The sequence below is a fragment of the Gammaproteobacteria bacterium genome, assembly GCA_030949385.1.
Lineage (GTDB): Bacteria > Pseudomonadota > Gammaproteobacteria > JAUZRS01 > JAUZRS01 > JAUZRS01.
In genome coordinates this window covers 1-16,670 of the sequence record JAUZSP010000004.1, presented here as the reverse complement: position 1 = coordinate 16,670, position 16,670 = coordinate 1, and the positions used below count along the sequence as shown (strand labels likewise).

Here is a 16,670-nt window from a genome sequence, read left to right as displayed (position 1 = left end):
CTAGCGCCACTCTTTTTCTGCTTCACTGAGGCTGTTTCGTACCCCTTCGCGGGCAAAAATACGTTGCATGTAAATTTTTAGATCGGGCGCTGTGTCGGGGATTTCAATGCCGTAGAGTGGCAAACGCCAGAGCAGAGGTGCCAAGCTGGCATCCACCAATGTGAAGTCATCGCTGAGGAAAAATGGCTTGACGGCAAAAATATCGTTGGAAGCGATTAACTCTTCGGTCAAACGTAAACGAGCCGTCTCAACACGAGCAGCATCACCGCTTTCTAATTCGCCTACCAGACTGTACCAATCGTTTTCGATCCGAAACAGCGAGAGCCGAGTGTGCGCCCGAGAGACGGGGTCAACGGGCATCAGTGGTGGATGAGGAAAACGCTCGTCTAAATATTCAATAATCACCCGTGAATCGTACAATACCAATTCACGATCCACCAAAGTAGGGGTGGAGTTGTAGGGGTTAATGTCCAGTAGATCTTCCGGTTTGTTGTCTAGATCCACATCAAGAATGTCCACCGTAATGTCTTTTTCGGCAAGGACAATACGCACACGATGACTGTGTAAACAGTTCGGCACAGAAAACAGCATCATCACAGATCGACGATTGGCGATTGACGACATAGCCAGGACTCCCTTATTTCATTTTTTATAAAGATAACAGCATAAAAACAACAGCGCACCCGAGGAAGTTGGCTCCAAGGGTGCGCGAGTCTAACAGAAAAACAACTTAGTGGATGTCTTTCCAGTATTCCTTCTTCAGCTGATACGCGATGAAGGTGAAGAACATCAGGAACAAAATAACCCAAATGCCCATGCTTTCACGTTTCTGCTTGGTGGGCTCCGCTACGTAAGCGAGGAAATTCACCAAATCTCGTACCACGGTATTGTATTCCGCCTCATTCAAACTGCCTTTTTGAGTCAACTCCAGATGTGAGATGTGTTTTTCAGCACCCTCTTCGTGAGCTTCGTAGCGTGCCGTTTGCAAGCCTTGCAATTCCCATAAAACGTGGGGCATACCGACGTTTTTGAACAGCGAGTTATTTACACCCATGGGGCGTGAATCATCCAGGTAAAAGCTGCGCAGGTAGGTGTAGATCCAGTCTGGACTGCGAGAACGCGCCACTAAGCTCAGATCTGGTGGTACGACTCCAAAGGCGGCTTTGGCGTATTTGTCCGACATATTAATCGTCATTAACGAGCCAACCTTAGACGGTGCACCATCTTCATCGGTGGTAAAGATCAAGTTATCTTCTACTTGAGCATCACTCAAGCCTAAGTCACTGGCCATGCGGCTGTAACGCTGATATTTAACCGAGTGACAGCCCATGCAATAGTTGATGAAATATTTCGCCCCACGTTGCAAGGATGCTTTGTCGCTGGGATCAATGTTGGCTTCATCCAGATGAACTGCACTGCCAGAGGCCATACCGGTCAGTGGCATGAGCGTGATCAAAAATGCTACAAGGAGTGTTTTCATTAGTCTGTGACCCTCTCTGGAACCGGTTTGGTTTTTTCATTTTTGCTGATTAAAAACAGCGCTAAGAAAAAACTAAAATAGAGTGCGCTGAAAATCTGTGAAAAAAGCGTCAAGGTGGGGGTGGAGGGTTGCATACCCAACCAGCCCAGCACAACAAAACTGATTACAAAGACGGTCAGATTCAGTTTGTAAGCCAAAGAACGGAAACGAATCGAACGTATGCCGTTACGATCCAGCCAGGGCAAAACAAACAAAATCACAATGGAAGCACCCATCGCAATGACGCCAAACAGCTTGTCAGGTACGGCACGCAAAATGGCGTAGAAGGGGGTGAAATACCACACGGGTGCAATGTGCTCAGGGGTTTTCAATGGATCTGCGGGGACAAAATTGGCGTGTTCTAAAAAGTAACCGCCCATTTCCGGTGCCCAGAAAATCACCGCACTGAAGAGGGTCAAAAACACCCCAACACCCACCAAATCTTTGACTGAGTAGTAAGGATGGAAGGGGATGCCGTCCAAGGGGACACCGTTTTCATCTTTGTGTTTTTTGATTTCAACGCCATCGGGATTGTTAGAGCCTACTTCGTGTAGAGCCAGAATATGTGCCACGACCAGACCTAATAAGATCAACGGTACAGCAATGACATGGAAAGCAAAGAACCGGTTCAAGGTGGCATCGGATATGACGTAATCGCCCCGAATCCAAAGAGACAGGGGTTCGCCTACATAGGGAATGGCGCTGAACAGGGAGATGATCACTTGAGCACCCCAATAGGACATCTGCCCCCAAGGCAGCAGGTACCCCATAAAGGCTTCGGCCATCAGAGCGACATAAAGGAACATGCCTAAGATCCAGATCAGCTCACGAGGTTTTTTGTAGGAACCGTACATGATGCCACGGAACATGTGTAGATAAATCACCACAAAGAACATCGAGGCACCGGTGGAATGCATGTAACGAATCAGCCAGCCCCATTCCACATCGCGCATAATGTATTCGACGGAAGCAAAGGCCAATGCGCCGTCAGGTTTGTAGTTCATGGTCAAGAAGATGCCGGTGACAAATTGCAATACCAACACCAACAGCGCCAATGAACCAAAGAAGTACCAAAAGTTAAAGTTCTTCGGCGCGTAATATTTGGAAAGGTGCTCTTCCCACATCTTGGTTGCAGGGAAGCGGGCATCAATCCAGCCCATAAAATTGTTCATCTTGCTCATTAAGCTACGCTCCCATCATCACCAATTAGGATAAAGTGATCGCTCAGGTATTTGTGTGGAGGAACCACTAAATTTGTTGGTGCAGGCACATTGTGATAGACACGACCGGCTAAATCAAAGAGTGAACCGTGACAAGGACAAGCAAAGCCGCCTTTCCAGTCAGGACCCAAATCAGCCGGTGCCATTTCAGGGCGGAAGGTGGGAGAACAGCCTAAGTGCGTACAAATGCCGACCATGATCATAAATTCGGGTTTGATCGAGCGTACTGCGTTATGGGCGTATTCAGGTTGTTGACTGAGTACGTCAGAGGCAGGGTCACGCAGACGGGAGTCCAGGCTCGACAAGGTTTGCAGTGCTTCTTCGGTACGTCGTACGATCCAGACGGGTTTGCCGCGCCACTCAATGGTTAACAGCTGACCGGGTTCCAGTTTGCTCAGATCGGCTTCAACAGGTGCTCCAGCGGCACGAGCACGAGCACTCGGCAACATGGAGGATACAAACGGAACCGCCACGGCAGCAGCTCCAACAGCTCCAACCACACCGGTCGCAGCTGTAAGAAAGCGGCGTCTGCTTTTATCTACAACTTCAGTAGACATGGACTCTCTCCCACAAATAAAAAGTTATTTAGAAAATAATAATTTTAGCATATAAAGAATTTCTTATTAAGCTAAAGTTAACCATCGTAAACGCTTAGACTGGATTACCAATATCAATAAATTGATGTTCCAGAGCGTATTTTTCTGCCAAGTGTGACCCCAGTGCTTGTACTCCAAAGCGTTCTGTGGCGTGGTGACCAGCAGAAAAATAGTGAATATCGCACTCATGAGCGACGTGTACCGTCTGCTCAGAGATCTCACCGCTGAGGTAAGCATCAGCGCCTAGGGTCGCTGCTTGGCTAATAAAACCCTGAGCTGCGCCGGAGCACCAAGCCAAAGTTTTGATCATTTTGTCACAGCTCTCGATTAATAAGGGAGTGCGTTGCAGTTGCTGTTCCAGTTGTGCAGCAAAGTCTTGAGCTGAAATGGCCTGCGGCAATTGTCCAAGCCAGAGTAAGTCCCGTGTGCCGCCCGCAGACACACTTTGGGTTGCGCTGATGCCCAATCGCTGAGCCAATTGAGCGTTGTTGCCCAGGGTGGGGTGAGCGTCCAATGGCAGATGGTAGGCGACCAGATTAAGATCGGCTTGCAACAGTGCTTTTAGGCGGCGCTGTTTCATGCCCACCACGCAAGGGTCTTCACCTTTCCAGAAAAAGCCGTGGTGTACCAACAGCAGATCGGCGTTGTTATCAATGGCCGCTTCAATTAGTGCTTGGGTGGCGGTGACACCGGTGACAATTTTTTTGATCTGTGAACGGCCTTCAACCTGTAAGCCATTGGGGGCGTAATCTTGAAAGTCATCTTTGGCTAAGAGTGCATCCAGATAGGCCAGCAGAGTGTTGCGTTCCAACATGATTCTCACAACTCAAACAGAGTGAATGGATATTTTAATTCTTAGCATTACGCCAAAAAGAGGTCATAATACACCTTAATTTGTGCTTTTTTAGGAATTTCAATGCCAAATCGTCCCCTGCTCACCTTTATCTTGCAAGCAACCGCATTGGGACTGCTGGTGGCGCTGGTGCTGTTTTCAGTTCTGCCGCCCCAGCGCCAGCAAGTGGAGATTGTACAAGCAGCGCCGAGCAGCGTGCTGCTGGAGCCAACTCAAGAGAATTTAGAGCCTTATTCTTACCGAAGTGCGGTGCAGAAAGCATCGCCGTCGGTGGTTAATATCTACACCACCAAACGGATTCAAGACCCTCCTCAGTATCGAAACCCGCTGTTACAGAAATTTTTTGGCGAAGAGCAAAAATCGCATCTGGAGCGCAGTTTGGGTTCGGGGGTGGTGGTCAGTTCACAGGGTTACATCGTCACCAACAACCATGTGATTAAAAATGCCAGCGATATTTTGGTGATGTTCAGTGATGGCACGCCGCAAAAGGCAAGCCTGGTGGGCAGTGATCCTGAGACGGATTTAGCCCTATTGAAAGTGCCACAGGAAGATTTGCCCGCGATTACGTTTTCTGCTGCCGAGAACCTGTTTGTTGGCGATGTGGTGTTGGCCATTGGCAACCCCTTTGGAGTTGGTCAGACCGTGACGCAAGGCATTGTCAGTGCCACGGGCCGAGACCGTCTTGGCTTGAGTACCTTTGAAGATTTTATTCAGACCGATGCGGCGATCAACCCAGGCAATTCAGGTGGTGCGCTGATCAATCCCCGTGGTGAATTGGTGGGGATTAATACCGCCATTTTTTCTCGTTCTGGTGGTTCGCAAGGCATCGGTTTTGCCATTCCAGCGCCGCTGGTGCAGACGGTGTTAACCCAACTTATTGAACGTGGTGAGGTGGTGCGGGGCTGGCTGGGGGTGGCGGCACAAGACCTCTCGCTGCGGGTGCAGCAAAAATTGCGTGTGCAAAGTGGGGTGTTGGTGACCGGCATTTACCGCAACGGTCCGGCCTATCGAGCCGGTCTGGAGGCCGGTGATATTATCATTCAGCTCAACGGTGAGCCGGTGCTGGATGTGTATACTTTGTTGGAATCCACCTCGGTATTGACGCCGGGCGAAGAGGTTCAGATTCACGGTTTACGCGGTAAAACACACTTCAAGGCACGGGCGAAGTTAGTACAGCGCCCCGTGGCTACGTTGAAGCAGTGAAGGTGTTTATTTGGCTCACAATGCCTTGGGCATCAAGACCATAATCACGAAGCAGGTCGCTGTGTACGCCGTGTTCGCTGAATTGATCGGGCAGACCCAAGTTTAAAATGGGTACCTGTATGCCCTGGCTGAGCAGATATTCATTGATGCCGCTGCCCGCACCACCGGCGATGGCGTTCTCTTCAAGGGTCACCAGCAGTTGATGCTCTTTGGCCGTCTCAAGCAGCAGGTTTTCATCCAAGGGTTTAACAAAACGCATATTGATCACCGTGGCATCAAGGCGTTCAGCCGCCTGCAAGGCAGGGGTGAGCATACTGCCAAAGGCCAACAGGGCGATTTTTTTACCTTGGCGACGAGGTTCGGCTCTGCCTAAGGGGATCAGCTCCATTTCACTCTGAATTTCGACTTTTGGGCCACTGCCACGAGGGTAGCGCACCGCCGCTGGGCCATTGTGTTGATGGCCGGTGTAGAGCATTTGCCGACATTCGTTGGCATCGCTGGCGGCCATAATCACCAAATTGGGCAGGCAGCGCATAAAGGAGAGGTCAAAGCTGCCCGCATGGGTGGGGCCATCGGCTCCCACTAGACCGGCTCGGTCAATGGCGAACAGCACAGACAGGTTTTGCAACACCACGTCGTGAATCAGTTGGTCGTAAGCGCGTTGCAAAAAGGTCGAGTAGATGGCCACCACGGGTTTTAATCCTTCACAGGCCAGCCCTGCCGACAGTGTGACGGCGTGTTGCTCGGCAATGGCGACATCAAAATAGCGTTCGGGGTACTGCTTAGCAAATTCCACCAAACCAGAGCCTTCGCTCATGGCAGGGGTGATGCCGACTAATTTTTTGTCAATGGCGGCCATATCACAGAGCCATTGGCTGAAGACGGCGGTGTAACTGGGGTTGGTGAGTGAGGGCGTGCTGGGTTTTGTGCCGGTATGAGGGTCGAAGGGTGAGACACCGTGATAGACACAAGGATCTTCTTCCGCTTTTTTGTAGCCTTTGCCTTTTTTTGTTACCAGATGCAGCAGTCGTGGTCCCTTGAGTTTTTTCAGGTTCTCGAACATGTGAATCAGGTTGGGTAGGTCATGACCGTCTACAGGACCGAAATAATCAAAGCCTAATTCTTCAAATAGAGTTCCTGGAACCACCATGCCTTTCATATGCTCTTCCCAGCGTCGAGCAAATTGAACCATCGGTTTGGCGAGTACTTTTTTGCCACCCTCTTTGACACCTGAATAGACTTTGCTGGAGAGAATGCGTGCCAAATATTGGCTCAGTGCGCCGACGTTTTTGGAGATCGACATCTCGTTGTCGTTCAAAATCACCAGCAGATCGGGGTGGTTTAGGTGGCCGGCGTGATTGAGCGCCTCAAAAGCCATTCCAGCAGTCATGGCTCCGTCACCGATAATGGCGATGCTTTTGCGATCTTCGCCTTTGATGGACGAGGCCAGAGCCATGCCCAAAGCCGCGCTGATGGAGGTGCTGGAGTGACCAACGCCAAAACTGTCGTAGTCGCTCTCTGAACGTTTTGGAAAACCGGCTAAACCGCCTTGTTTGCGTATGGTGGACATCTGTTCGCGTCGTCCGGTGAGCACCTTGTGCGGGTAGCTTTGATGACCCACATCCCATACTAAACGGTCGCGGGGGGTGTCATAGACCTTATGCAGAGCGATGGTCAACTCGATGGTGCCAAGTCCGGCTGCCAGATGGCCGCCCGTTTTTGATACCGATTCGATTAAAAACTCGCGCAACTCTTGGGTCAGTGTTATGAGCTCCGCAGGCGAGAGTGTGCGTAACTCTGCGGGAGAGTTGGTGCGTTCTAATAACGGATAGGGATTTTTTAGTGGCATGAATTAACGGCGACTGAGAATAATCGAAGGATTATGGCGGGCGTTTCGACCCTATGCAAGTGCTGATTCTGGGGCGGTGCTGTGGTTGTTCGGGATGTTCAGATTTGTTTTAAAAGCGCCGTTGCAGAATGTAGTCCGCCAATGAGCGTAGGGTTTGGAAGTCGCCATCAAGACCTTCCAGACTCGTTAACGCCTGTTGATGCACCTGCTTGGCGTGGTGTTGTGCGCCCGCCAAGCCCAGCAGCGCGGGGTAAGTGGGTTTGTTATTGGCGATGTCGGAGCCTTGCGGTTTGCCGAGGGTTTGGGTGTCGCTGGTGACATCTAAAATATCATCGACAATTTGAAAGGTAAGGCCAATGGCGGCGGCGTAGTGATCCAACTGTTTGAGGCTCTGGTCGTCTATGTTTGGGGCGCAGAGCGCGCCCAGACGAACGGCAGCTCGAATCAGCGCACCGGTTTTTTTGCGGTGCATCGCCTCCAGATCGGCTTGGCTGAGTAGATTGCCCACGGCATCGAGATCAATGGCTTGACCGCCCACCATGCCGAGCGAACCGCTGGCGTGGCTGAGGCTCTGGATCATCCGCAGGCGCTGTTCGGCGTAGAGTGGGGCGTTGTCTGGATCTGCCAACAGCTCAAAGGCCAAGGTTTGCAGCGCGTCGCCAACCAAAATGGCGCTGGCTTCATCAAATTGTTTGTGACAGGTGGGGCGGCCTCGGCGCAGATCGTCATCGTCCATTGCAGGTAGGTCGTCGTGTACCAATGAGTAGGCGTGAATCAGCTCCAGTGCGCAGGCGGGTGCATCGAGGGTGTCAGTTTTAACGCCAAGAGCGAGACCTGTGGCGTAAGTTAGAGTGGGGCGAATGCGTTTTCCGCCGCTCATCACCGCGTAGTGCATCGCTTCATGCAGTCGTTGGGGTTGAGTTTCAATGCTGGGCAGGAAACGGTGAAGCGCCTGTTCGCTCTGTTGTTGATGTCGTTTTAGTTGTTGTTTGAAATCACTCACGGTTCAGTCGTCGCCAGTGAAGGGATGTAGATCCGCCTGTGCGTCTTTTTCAAGTAAAATAGCCACTTTTTGCTCGCTTTGACTCAGTTGAGTTTGGCACTGGCGCGCCAGTTGAATGCCGCGTTCAAATTCGCCCATGGAGTCATCCAGACTCAGATCACCTTGTTCCAGTCGTTCCACCAACTGTTCCAACTCTTGTAAGCCTTGTTCAAAATTACGCGCTGCGGTTTTTTTTGCCATTGCCCGTGCTCCCGTGCTCAGTGTCAGCTGTTCGCCAAAGGCGCAACGGTACCTGAGAGCCGCCTAATGATCAATTTAATAACTCAATGGCGTCGCTGAGGCGACTGACAGGATGGACAATCAAGCCTTTAATGGCTTTTCTGGGCTGATTGGCTTTGGGAACAATGGCTTGGGTAAAGCCGTGTTTGGCCGCTTCTCGCAGCCGCTCTTCACCGTTGGGTACGGGACGGATTTCACCCGCCAAGCCCACCTCACCAAAGGCGATCAGATGTGGGTCAACGGGGCGATCTCGAAACGAAGAGAGCACCGCCAGCAGCACGGGCAGATCGGCGGCGGTTTCGCTGATGCGCACCCCGCCGACGACATTAACAAACACATCTTGATCGTACATGGCGATGCCGCCATGACGGTGCAGAGTGGCCAACAGCATGGCGAGGCGGTTTTGTTCCAGACCGATGCTGACTCGACGCGGGTTGCCGTGGCTTTCGTCCACCAATACTTGGGTTTCCACCAGCAGCGGGCGAGTGCCTTCGCGGGTCACCATAATGACACTGCCTGCCACGGGTTGCTCGTGACGGGAGAGAAAAATGGCAGAGGGGTTGTTGACCGCGCTCAGCCCTTTGTCGCTCATGGCAAAGACTCCCAGCTCATTGACCGCGCCAAAGCGGTTTTTGGTCGCGCGCACCACACGGTAACGGCTGCCACTGTCCCCCTCAAAATAGAGCACCGTATCCACCATGTGCTCCAGCACCCGAGGGCCGGCTAGTGTGCCCTCTTTGGTGACGTGACCCACCAGAAACAGCGAGGTATCACTTTGTTTGGCAAAGCGCACCAGCCGAGCCGCGCTTTCGCGGATCTGCGCCACGGAACCCGGCGCACTTTGCAGTTGATCGGTGAAGACGGTTTGAATGGAGTCCACCACCATCACATGGGGTTTTTCCTGTTGGGCGGCGGCAATGATCTGTTCGACGCAGGTTTCGGTCAGCAGGCGCAGCCCCTCTTCTTGCAAGCCCAAGCGCCGAGCGCGCAGGGTGACTTGTTGTAAGGATTCTTCGCCAGTGATGTAGAGGGTGTTGAGCTTTTGACTCAATGCAGCCAAGGCTTGCAGCAGCAGGGTGGATTTGCCGATGCCTGGGTCGCCGCCGAGCAGCACCACGGAGCCGTGAACTAAGCCACCGCCCAGTACGCGATCCAATTCACCGATGCCGCTGCTGGTGCGCGGTTCCGCTTGTAGTGCTACATCGCTCATGGAGAGGATTTGGGATTGCCCTGCGTAGCCTTGGAAACGGCTGCGGCTGGTTTTGGTGCTGCTGGAGCTGGGGGGCGGCGCGAGGGTTTCCTCTAGGCTGTTCCACTGTTTGCAATCGGGACACTGGCCGTTCCATTTGGGGCTGATGGCTCCGCATTCTCGGCACTGGTAGTGTTGTTTTGTTTTGGCCATTTAAGCGGCGTTCTTTTCGAGTGGTGGTCTGTTTTTGATCTTGGGGTGAATGCGCACCGAACGCACCACATTGCCTTTGGTCTGGATGATCTCCACTGGGTGGGACTCCAGCAGCAAAGTGGTTCCCGTTTGCGGAATGATCTCCAGATACTCCAGCAGTAGGCCGTTGAGGGTTTTGGGGCCGTCGGTGGGCAGTGACCAGTTCAATTGGCGGTTGATCTCTCGCAATGGGGTGCTGCCGTCGGCAATGTAGCTACCATCCCCTTGGGGGTGCAGATGGGGGCTGAGGGTTTGACGGTCGGTGGTGAATTTGCCGACGATCTCTTCCAAGATGTCTTCCAGTGTCACCAGCCCCAAAATATCGCCGTATTCGTCCACCACCAAGCCGATGCGGCGCTTGTTCTGCTGAAAGGCGATCAGTTGTTGGGTCAGTGGGGTTTCTTCGGGGATGTAAAAAGGATCACGAATGCGGGACTCTAAGCTGTCGCGGTTGATCTCGTTGCGCAGGTGCAGGCCGCCCAATTTGCGTAGATTGAGAAAACCCACTACGCCTTCTAGGTTTTCACGGTAGACCAATAATCGGCTGCGGGGGCTGTTGCTTACTTGAGTAAGGATGTCGTCCCAACTGTCATCAAGGTCGATGCCGAGGATCTCCTTGCGCGGCACCATGACGTCGTTGACGGTAATGTTCTCCATGTCGAGGATGTTGAGCAACATGGCGCGGTGGCGTTTGGGAATCAGGCTGCCCGCTTCGTTGACCACTGTGCGCAGCTCTTCTCGGCTGAGGTTTTCATTGCGGTTTTTGTCCGCCTGTACGCCGATCAGTTTGAGCAGGTTGTTGGCTAAAATGTTGACCACCCAGACCAAAGGGTGAGCGATGCGCATCAGCGGGGTGTAGACGTAGGCGGCAACAAAGGCGATGCGTTCGGGGTGCAGCGCAGCCAAGGTTTTCGGTGCCACTTCGGCAAAAATAAGCACCACTAAGGTTAATAAGCCCGCCGCAATGGCAATGCTGGACTCACCCCATTGGCGCAGCGCGATCAGAGTTGTGAGCATGGAGGCGAGAATGTTGACAAAGTTATTGCCGAGCAGAATCAAGCCGATCAGACGGTCGGGGCGTTGCAGCAGAGCATCGACACGCAGTGCGCCTTTGTGGCCTTTTTTGGCCATGTGGCGTAGGCGGTAGCGGTTGATGGTCATCAGCGCCGTTTCAGAACCGGAGAAAAAACCGGAGAGAATGATCAGAAGAGCCAAAATGCCAAACAGGGCACCGAGGGGGATGTCGTTCACAATACAACCTTATGCAAAATAAAATACCGAGGCTATTTAGGCAAGAATCAGTTCTTGCACCAACTTGCTGCCAAAATAGGCCAGCATCAACAGCGCAGCGGCGCTGAGTGTCCAGCGTACCGCCAGCTTGCCACGCCAACCTGACAGGCGACGACCGATCAGCAGGGTAGCAAACATGCCCCAAGCAAACAGGGATAAGATGGTTTTATGCACGATGTGTTGGGCAAACATGTCCTCTAAATAGAGAAAACCGCTCAGCAGTGAAAAACTGAGGAGGATAAAACCAATGTTGATCATCTGAAACAGAATCACTTCCATCAAATAGAGTGGCGGTAGAGCGCGGATAAAACCGCCTGGATGATGGTTGTGTAAGTTGCGGTTTTGCAGCGAAAACAGCAACGCTTGCAGGGCGGCCAGACTGAGCATGCTGTAGGCCAAAACCGAGACCAAAATATGGATTTGCAGACCTTCTGAAAGCTGCTTGAGGGCGGCTCCATGATCGTCAAACGCCAAACTGGAGAGCACCGCTAAAGCGGTCAGGGGCAGCAGTCCAATGCCGAGATTTTCCACTGGTTGGCGTACGGATAACATCAGCATCAGGGCGACGATAATCCAACTGAAAAGCGACAGGGCGCTGAAAAAGCTCAGCTGCAAGCCCGCCGCGCCAATCATGTTTTGATACAGGTGCAGTGCGTGCAGTGCCAATGCCAGCAAGGCGGGCAGCAGCAAAGGTAATTTGCGGGTGTGTTGCCGTTGCCAGAGGCGCAGTGCCAGTAAAATAGCGGAGAGGCTGTATAAAAATGTCGTGGAAACGCCCACCACCACTGTATTCATTGTGATATTGCTCAATTGGTTAGGTTTTTAAGTCTATCTCTAAGAGGTGCATAATGACATAGGCGCGGCTGGGCTTGAAGCCCTTAACTTAATTTTATGAGCTGAAGAAGTTCCGTGTCCGACTCTATTTTTGTGAACGGGTTCACATTGCGGTAATAGGCTCTGCTGGTAGAGAATCGTTAATTTATGCTAGCATTCCTTGATTATAGGTGTGATTCTCTGGTGAAAAAAACAGTATGAATTTACGGGTTTTAGGTTGCAGCGGTGGCATTGGAGAGGGACTTCGGACCACATCGTTTTTGGTAGATGACGATATTCTGATTGATGCCGGTACGGGCGTGGGTGATCTGCGGCTGGAGGAGATGCGTCTGCTACGGCATGTGTTTCTTACTCATTCGCACCTTGATCACATCATGTCGTTGCCGCCTCTGGTGGATACTTTATTTGAAGATCTGGCGACCGAATCGCTGCTGGTCTATTCCCAACAGACCACGCTTGATACGCTTAAACAGCATATTTTCAATTGGCTGATCTGGCCTGATTTCAGTCTGTTACCAACGGAAGAGAAACCGGTCATGCGCTATCGAGAGCAAGCCATTGGTGAGGTGGTTGCATTAGGTCAGCGTGAAGTGGATATGATTGAGGTTAATCATGTTATTCCTGGGGTGGCCTATTACATCAGTGACGGTGAACATGCGCTCTGTTTTTCCGGCGACACCACCAGCAACGATACGCTTTGGGTGGCACTGAATCAAAAACCCCATCTGGATCTGCTGTTGATTGAATGTGGTTTTCCTGAAGCCAATTTAGACCTGGCTTTGCTGGCGCATCACTACTGCCCTAGTCTGTTGGCGGCGGATCTGCGCAAACTCAAACACCGGCCTAAAATTGCCATTTCACACCTGAAACCAGGGGCAGAACAGCAGACCATGCAAGAGCTCGCGGAGCTGCTGCCTGAATTTGATCTGATTCCGCTGAAAACCGGCGATACTTTCCAGTTATAATCCCCTCCTTAAAATATTGATACCCTCTTTGAATTGGCTTGATTGCATTGGCCACCCCATCTCTTAAAGTGATATTGCTATGTTTGATAATTTAACCGAACGCCTTGGACGGACGCTGGATCGGCTGCGCGGCCAAGGGCGCTTAACCGACGACAACATCAAAGAGAGTCTGCGTGATGTGCGCATGGCGCTGCTGGAAGCGGATGTGGCGTTGTCGGTGGTGAAAACCTTTATCGGCAAAGTCAAAGAGCGTGCCGTGGGTCAAGAGGTGATTAAAAGTCTCTCGCCTGGGCAGGCCTTTGTCAAAATCGTCCATGACGAGCTGGTCAGCGTCATGGGCGAGAGCTGTGAAGAGCTGAATTTGCAGGCGCAGCCGCCGGTAGTGATTTTGATGGCCGGTCTGCAGGGGGCGGGTAAAACCACCACCGTGGCCAAGTTGGCGCGCCACCTCAAAGAGCGGCACAAGAAGAGCGTCTTGGTCACCAGTTGTGATGTTTACCGTCCAGCGGCCATCGAACAGCTCAAAACCCTCGCCGCTGAAGTTGAGGTTGGTTTTCACGCCAGCACGATCAAACAGAAACCGCATAAAATCGCCAAAGAGGCGCTAAAAGCGGCGAAAAAACAGTTGGTGGATGTGTTGATTGTCGATACCGCCGGTCGTTTGCACATTGATGCAGAGATGATGGGCGAGATCAAAGAGCTGCATAAGGTCTTGCAGCCGACGGAAACCCTGTTTGTGGTGGACAGCATGACCGGCCAAGATGCCGCCAACACCGCCAAAGCCTTCAATGAAGCGTTGCCCTTGACGGGAGTGGTGTTGACCAAAACCGACGGCGATGCCCGTGGCGGTGCGGCGTTGTCGGTGCGTGAGATCACTGGCAAGCCGATTAAATTTATGGGGGTGGGTGAGAAGACGACGGCACTGGAGCCGTTTCACCCCGACCGGTTGGCTTCGCGCATTTTGGGCATGGGCGATGTGCTCAGCTTGGTGGAGGAGGCGCAGCAGAACGTTGATCAGAAGCAGGCGGCCAAGCTGGCGAAAAAAATCAGCAAAGGGCGCGGTTTTGATCTTGATGACCTGCGTGAGCAGATGTTGCAGATGGAGAAGATGGGGGGCATCTCTTCGTTGATGGATAAAATGCCGGGCATGAGTAAATTGCCTGCCAATGTGCGCGAGCAGATGAGCGGCGGTGCGGCGGGCAAGGAGGTCAATCGCATGGTGGCGATCATCAACTCCATGACTCAGCAGGAGCGCCGTCATCCGGCCATCATAAAAGGCTCGCGCAAGCGTCGCATCGCCGCTGGTTCTGGAGTGCAGGTGCAGGAGGTGAACAAGTTGATGAAGCAGTACGCGCAGATGAGCAAAATGATGAAAAAGGTCTCCAAAGGTGGCGGCATGGCTAAGATGATGCGCAGTATGAAAGGGCGTATGCCACCTGGCATGGGCTTTTAAGAATCCATTTTTCAGCAATTAAACCGTAAGGAAAGCAGTATGAGTACGACGGATAAAGACGTAGACGGGAACAGCAGCGCCATTTGGAAGAATCACATCAGCATTCCCGATACCCCAGCGGGTTTCACCCTCAGAACCACGCACCCCACCAACCCTGATGGGGTTGAGGTGATGTTGGAAAAATGGGACGCAGGCAGCGAAGAGCCACCGCACTCTCATCCGGGCGATGATATGACCGTGGTGGTGGAGGGTAAAATGGCGATTCAGTTTTACACCGCTTCAGAGTCGGGGTTGCTGGCAGACGGTGAGCCGTTGATCTTGAATCAGGGGGATACCGGTTACGTTAAGGCCGGTCGGATTCACGATGCCAAATACCTTGAGGCGTGTAAGTTGGTGTATGTGCATGATCGTGCGTTTGGGTTTGTGGCTGAAGGCTAGGGTTTGGGGGGTCATGTTTAGGCTGTTGCTGCGTGCCGTCCATCGGTTATCCGCAGCAATTAGCTCCTTACAATAACCACCTGCCAGTAACAAATAACCAACGGAGACACAATGGCGAAGAAGAAAGCAGGACAAGAAGAATCACTGGAAAAGCAACTGTGGAAATCGGCTGATAAGCTCAGAAAAAACATTGATGCTGCCGAATACAAGCATGTGGTTTTAGGGCTGATTTTTCTTAAATACATCTCCGATGCCTTTGAAGAGCTGTACGCCACATTAAATACAGGTGAAGGCGACTATGTGGGGGCTGACCCTGAAGACAAGGACGAATACCAAGCCGAAAATGTCTTTTTTGTACCACAAGATGCCCGCTGGTCACGTCTGCAAGCCCATGCCAAACAACCCACCATTGGCAAAACGGTGGATGAAGCGATGGATGCAATTGAAAAGGAAAATGCATCTCTAAAAGGCGTGTTGCCCAAAGTCTACGCAAGACAAAATCTTGACCCTACCAGCTTGGGCGAACTGATTGACCTGATCAGCAATATAGCCCTAGGCGATGCTAAATCTCGCAGTGCGGATGTGCTAGGGCATGTGTTCGAGTATTTCCTCGGTGAATTTGCCTTAGCAGAAGGTAAAAAAGGCGGACAGTTCTACACCCCTAGAAGCGTCGTTGAATTACTGATTGAAATGCTCGAACCCTACAAAGGGCGCGTGCTTGACCCGTGCTGTGGTTCGGGTGGCCTGTTTGTGCAATCGGAAAAATTTGTGGCTGACCATCAGGGCAGAATCAACGATATTTCCATCTACGGACAAGAGAGCAACCAGACTACGTGGCGGTTGGCAAAAATGAACCTTGCCATTCGTGGCATTGACAGCTCACAGGTGAAATGGAATAACGAAGGCTCGTTTTTAAACGATGCCCACAAAGACCTCAAAGCCGATTACATTATCGCCAATCCGCCGTTCAACGTCAGCGACTGGAGCGGTGATCTACTGCGTAAAGACGGATGCTGGCACTACGGCACACCGCCCACAGGCAACGCCAACTACGCATGGATTCAGCACTTTATCTATCACCTTGCCCCCAGTGGACAAGCCGGTTTTGTGCTGGCAAAAGGAGCCTTGACCTCGAAAACATCGGGCGAAGGTGAGATTAGAAAAGCCTTGGTCGAAGCGGGTTTGATTGATTGCATCGTCAACCTGCCTGCCAAATTATTTTTAAATACCCAAATCCCTGCATCCTTGTGGTTTATCCGTAGGAGCGAGCAGCCGTTCGCCCCAACAAATAATCAAATCCTGTTTATTGATGCCCGTAATATGGGGCATTTGATCAATCGCCGTACCCGTGAATTATCCAAAGACGATATACAAACCATCACCGACACCTACCATAATTGGCGTAATTCCGTAGGGGTTCCCCTTGTGGGTGCCCAAAATGATGCCGAAATACCAATGGGGCAACGATCAGAAAAAGGGCAACCACAAGGGATTGCCCCTACGGTAGATCAATACCAAGACATCAAAGGGTTTTGTTGTGCCGCCCCCATCGAGCGGGTCAAAGAACTGGATTATGTCCTCACCCCTGGGCGATATGTCGGGCTGGCTGAGGTGGATGATGATTTTGATTTTGCTGAACGCTTTAACAGCCTGAAAGCCGAGTTTGAGGGGCAGTTAAAAGAAGAAACCGAGTTGAACCAGCGGATACTGAAAAATCTGGCGAAGGT

16 protein-coding genes are annotated in these 16,670 nt (G+C 51.9%); 5 read left to right on the top strand and 11 right to left on the bottom strand.

Annotation, left to right across the window (positions count from 1 at the left end; translation table 11 throughout):
- The 5 genes from Q9O24_06585 to Q9O24_06565 form a co-directional block, all read right to left on the bottom strand.
- A complete protein-coding gene (locus tag Q9O24_06585) occupies window positions 1-624 on the bottom strand; it encodes a glutathione S-transferase N-terminal domain-containing protein (GenBank protein ID MDQ7074815.1) in 624 nt (207 codons plus the stop codon).
- A gap of 106 nt (window positions 625-730) precedes the next feature.
- On the bottom strand, window positions 731-1,480 hold the full coding sequence (locus tag Q9O24_06580; protein MDQ7074814.1) for a cytochrome c1: 750 nt from the start codon (window positions 1,478-1,480) through the stop codon (window positions 731-733).
- Window positions 1,480-2,700, bottom strand: a complete 1,221-nt coding sequence (locus Q9O24_06575; protein MDQ7074813.1) for a cytochrome b N-terminal domain-containing protein — start codon at window positions 2,698-2,700, stop codon at window positions 1,480-1,482. Before Q9O24_06575 ends, Q9O24_06580 begins: the two co-directional genes overlap by 1 nt.
- Window positions 2,700-3,296 carry a ubiquinol-cytochrome c reductase iron-sulfur subunit gene (gene petA / locus Q9O24_06570; protein MDQ7074812.1) on the bottom strand — a complete coding sequence of 199 codons (597 nt, stop codon included), beginning with the start codon at window positions 3,294-3,296 and terminating at the stop codon, window positions 2,700-2,702. The genes Q9O24_06575 and petA overlap by 1 nt, the downstream gene beginning before the upstream one ends.
- 94 nt (window positions 3,297-3,390) lie before the next feature.
- Complete coding sequence (locus Q9O24_06565; GenBank protein ID MDQ7074811.1) at window positions 3,391-4,149, bottom strand: Nif3-like dinuclear metal center hexameric protein; 759 nt, start codon at window positions 4,147-4,149, stop codon at window positions 3,391-3,393.
- A 102-nt stretch (window positions 4,150-4,251) separates the two neighbouring features.
- Here Q9O24_06565 and Q9O24_06560 point away from each other — a divergent pair, with 102 nt between their 5' ends.
- Window positions 4,252-5,391, top strand: a complete 1,140-nt coding sequence (locus Q9O24_06560) for a trypsin-like peptidase domain-containing protein (GenBank protein MDQ7074810.1) — start codon at window positions 4,252-4,254, stop codon at window positions 5,389-5,391.
- Here the strand turns inward: Q9O24_06560 and dxs are convergent.
- From dxs to ccsA, 6 genes are all read right to left on the bottom strand, one after another.
- Window positions 5,375-7,240, bottom strand: a complete 1,866-nt coding sequence (gene dxs / locus Q9O24_06555; GenBank protein ID MDQ7074809.1) for a 1-deoxy-D-xylulose-5-phosphate synthase — start codon at window positions 7,238-7,240, stop codon at window positions 5,375-5,377. The two genes, Q9O24_06560 and dxs, sit on opposite strands and share 17 nt — an antisense overlap.
- Before the next feature lie 109 nt (window positions 7,241-7,349).
- Entirely contained in the window at window positions 7,350-8,243 is an 894-nt protein-coding gene (gene ispA, locus Q9O24_06550; GenBank protein ID MDQ7074808.1) for a (2E,6E)-farnesyl diphosphate synthase, read from the bottom strand.
- Window positions 8,244-8,246: 3 nt separating this feature from the next.
- Window positions 8,247-8,483 (bottom strand): exodeoxyribonuclease VII small subunit, encoded by a 237-nt coding sequence (xseB, locus tag Q9O24_06545; GenBank protein MDQ7074807.1) that lies wholly within the window; start codon window positions 8,481-8,483, stop codon window positions 8,247-8,249.
- A 70-nt stretch (window positions 8,484-8,553) separates the two neighbouring features.
- Window positions 8,554-9,924: a DNA repair protein RadA gene (radA, locus tag Q9O24_06540; protein MDQ7074806.1), complete on the bottom strand. Its 1,371-nt coding sequence runs from the start codon at window positions 9,922-9,924 to the stop codon at window positions 8,554-8,556.
- Entirely contained in the window at window positions 9,925-11,214 is a 1,290-nt protein-coding gene (locus Q9O24_06535) for an HlyC/CorC family transporter (protein ID MDQ7074805.1), read from the bottom strand. It abuts the gene before it with no gap.
- A 36-nt stretch (window positions 11,215-11,250) separates the two neighbouring features.
- Window positions 11,251-12,048 carry a cytochrome c biogenesis protein CcsA gene (ccsA, locus tag Q9O24_06530; GenBank protein ID MDQ7074804.1) on the bottom strand — a complete coding sequence of 266 codons (798 nt, stop codon included), beginning with the start codon at window positions 12,046-12,048 and terminating at the stop codon, window positions 11,251-11,253.
- A 299-nt stretch (window positions 12,049-12,347) separates the two neighbouring features.
- Here ccsA and Q9O24_06525 point away from each other — a divergent pair, with 299 nt between their 5' ends.
- The 4 genes from Q9O24_06525 to Q9O24_06510 all read left to right on the top strand — a co-directional run.
- A complete protein-coding gene (locus Q9O24_06525) occupies window positions 12,348-13,052 on the top strand; it encodes a 3',5'-cyclic-nucleotide phosphodiesterase (GenBank protein MDQ7074803.1) in 705 nt (234 codons plus the stop codon).
- A 79-nt stretch (window positions 13,053-13,131) separates the two neighbouring features.
- Window positions 13,132-14,505: a signal recognition particle protein gene (gene ffh, locus Q9O24_06520; protein MDQ7074802.1), complete on the top strand. Its 1,374-nt coding sequence runs from the start codon at window positions 13,132-13,134 to the stop codon at window positions 14,503-14,505.
- Between the two features lie 39 nt (window positions 14,506-14,544).
- Window positions 14,545-14,943, top strand: a complete 399-nt coding sequence (locus tag Q9O24_06515; protein MDQ7074801.1) for a cupin domain-containing protein — start codon at window positions 14,545-14,547, stop codon at window positions 14,941-14,943.
- A 111-nt stretch (window positions 14,944-15,054) separates the two neighbouring features.
- Window positions 15,055-16,670 (top strand): class I SAM-dependent DNA methyltransferase (locus tag Q9O24_06510; protein MDQ7074800.1); only part of this gene is annotated, 1,616 nt, incomplete at its 3' end.

Bases quoted from the DNA above. Each gene is read 5' to 3' on its own strand.
- xseB (MDQ7074807.1), bottom strand. From the start codon at position 8,483: ATGGCAAAAAAAACCGCAGCGCGTAATTTTGAACAAGGCTTACAAGAG.
- Q9O24_06580 (MDQ7074814.1), bottom strand. From the start codon at position 1,480: ATGAAAACACTCCTTGTAGCATTTTTGATCACGCTCATGCCACTGACC.
- ffh (MDQ7074802.1), top strand. From the start codon at position 13,132: ATGTTTGATAATTTAACCGAACGCCTTGGACGGACGCTGGATCGGCTG.
- Q9O24_06585 (MDQ7074815.1), bottom strand. From the start codon at position 624: ATGTCGTCAATCGCCAATCGTCGATCTGTGATGATGCTGTTTTCTGTG.
- Q9O24_06560 (MDQ7074810.1), top strand. From the start codon at position 4,252: ATGCCAAATCGTCCCCTGCTCACCTTTATCTTGCAAGCAACCGCATTG.
- Q9O24_06565 (MDQ7074811.1), bottom strand. From the start codon at position 4,149: ATGTTGGAACGCAACACTCTGCTGGCCTATCTGGATGCACTCTTAGCC.
- dxs (MDQ7074809.1), bottom strand. From the start codon at position 7,240: ATGCCACTAAAAAATCCCTATCCGTTATTAGAACGCACCAACTCTCCC.
- radA (MDQ7074806.1), bottom strand. From the start codon at position 9,924: ATGGCCAAAACAAAACAACACTACCAGTGCCGAGAATGCGGAGCCATC.
- ccsA (MDQ7074804.1), bottom strand. From the start codon at position 12,048: ATGAATACAGTGGTGGTGGGCGTTTCCACGACATTTTTATACAGCCTC.
- petA (MDQ7074812.1), bottom strand. From the start codon at position 3,296: ATGTCTACTGAAGTTGTAGATAAAAGCAGACGCCGCTTTCTTACAGCT.
- Q9O24_06515 (MDQ7074801.1), top strand. From the start codon at position 14,545: ATGAGTACGACGGATAAAGACGTAGACGGGAACAGCAGCGCCATTTGG.
- Q9O24_06575 (MDQ7074813.1), bottom strand. From the start codon at position 2,700: ATGAGCAAGATGAACAATTTTATGGGCTGGATTGATGCCCGCTTCCCT.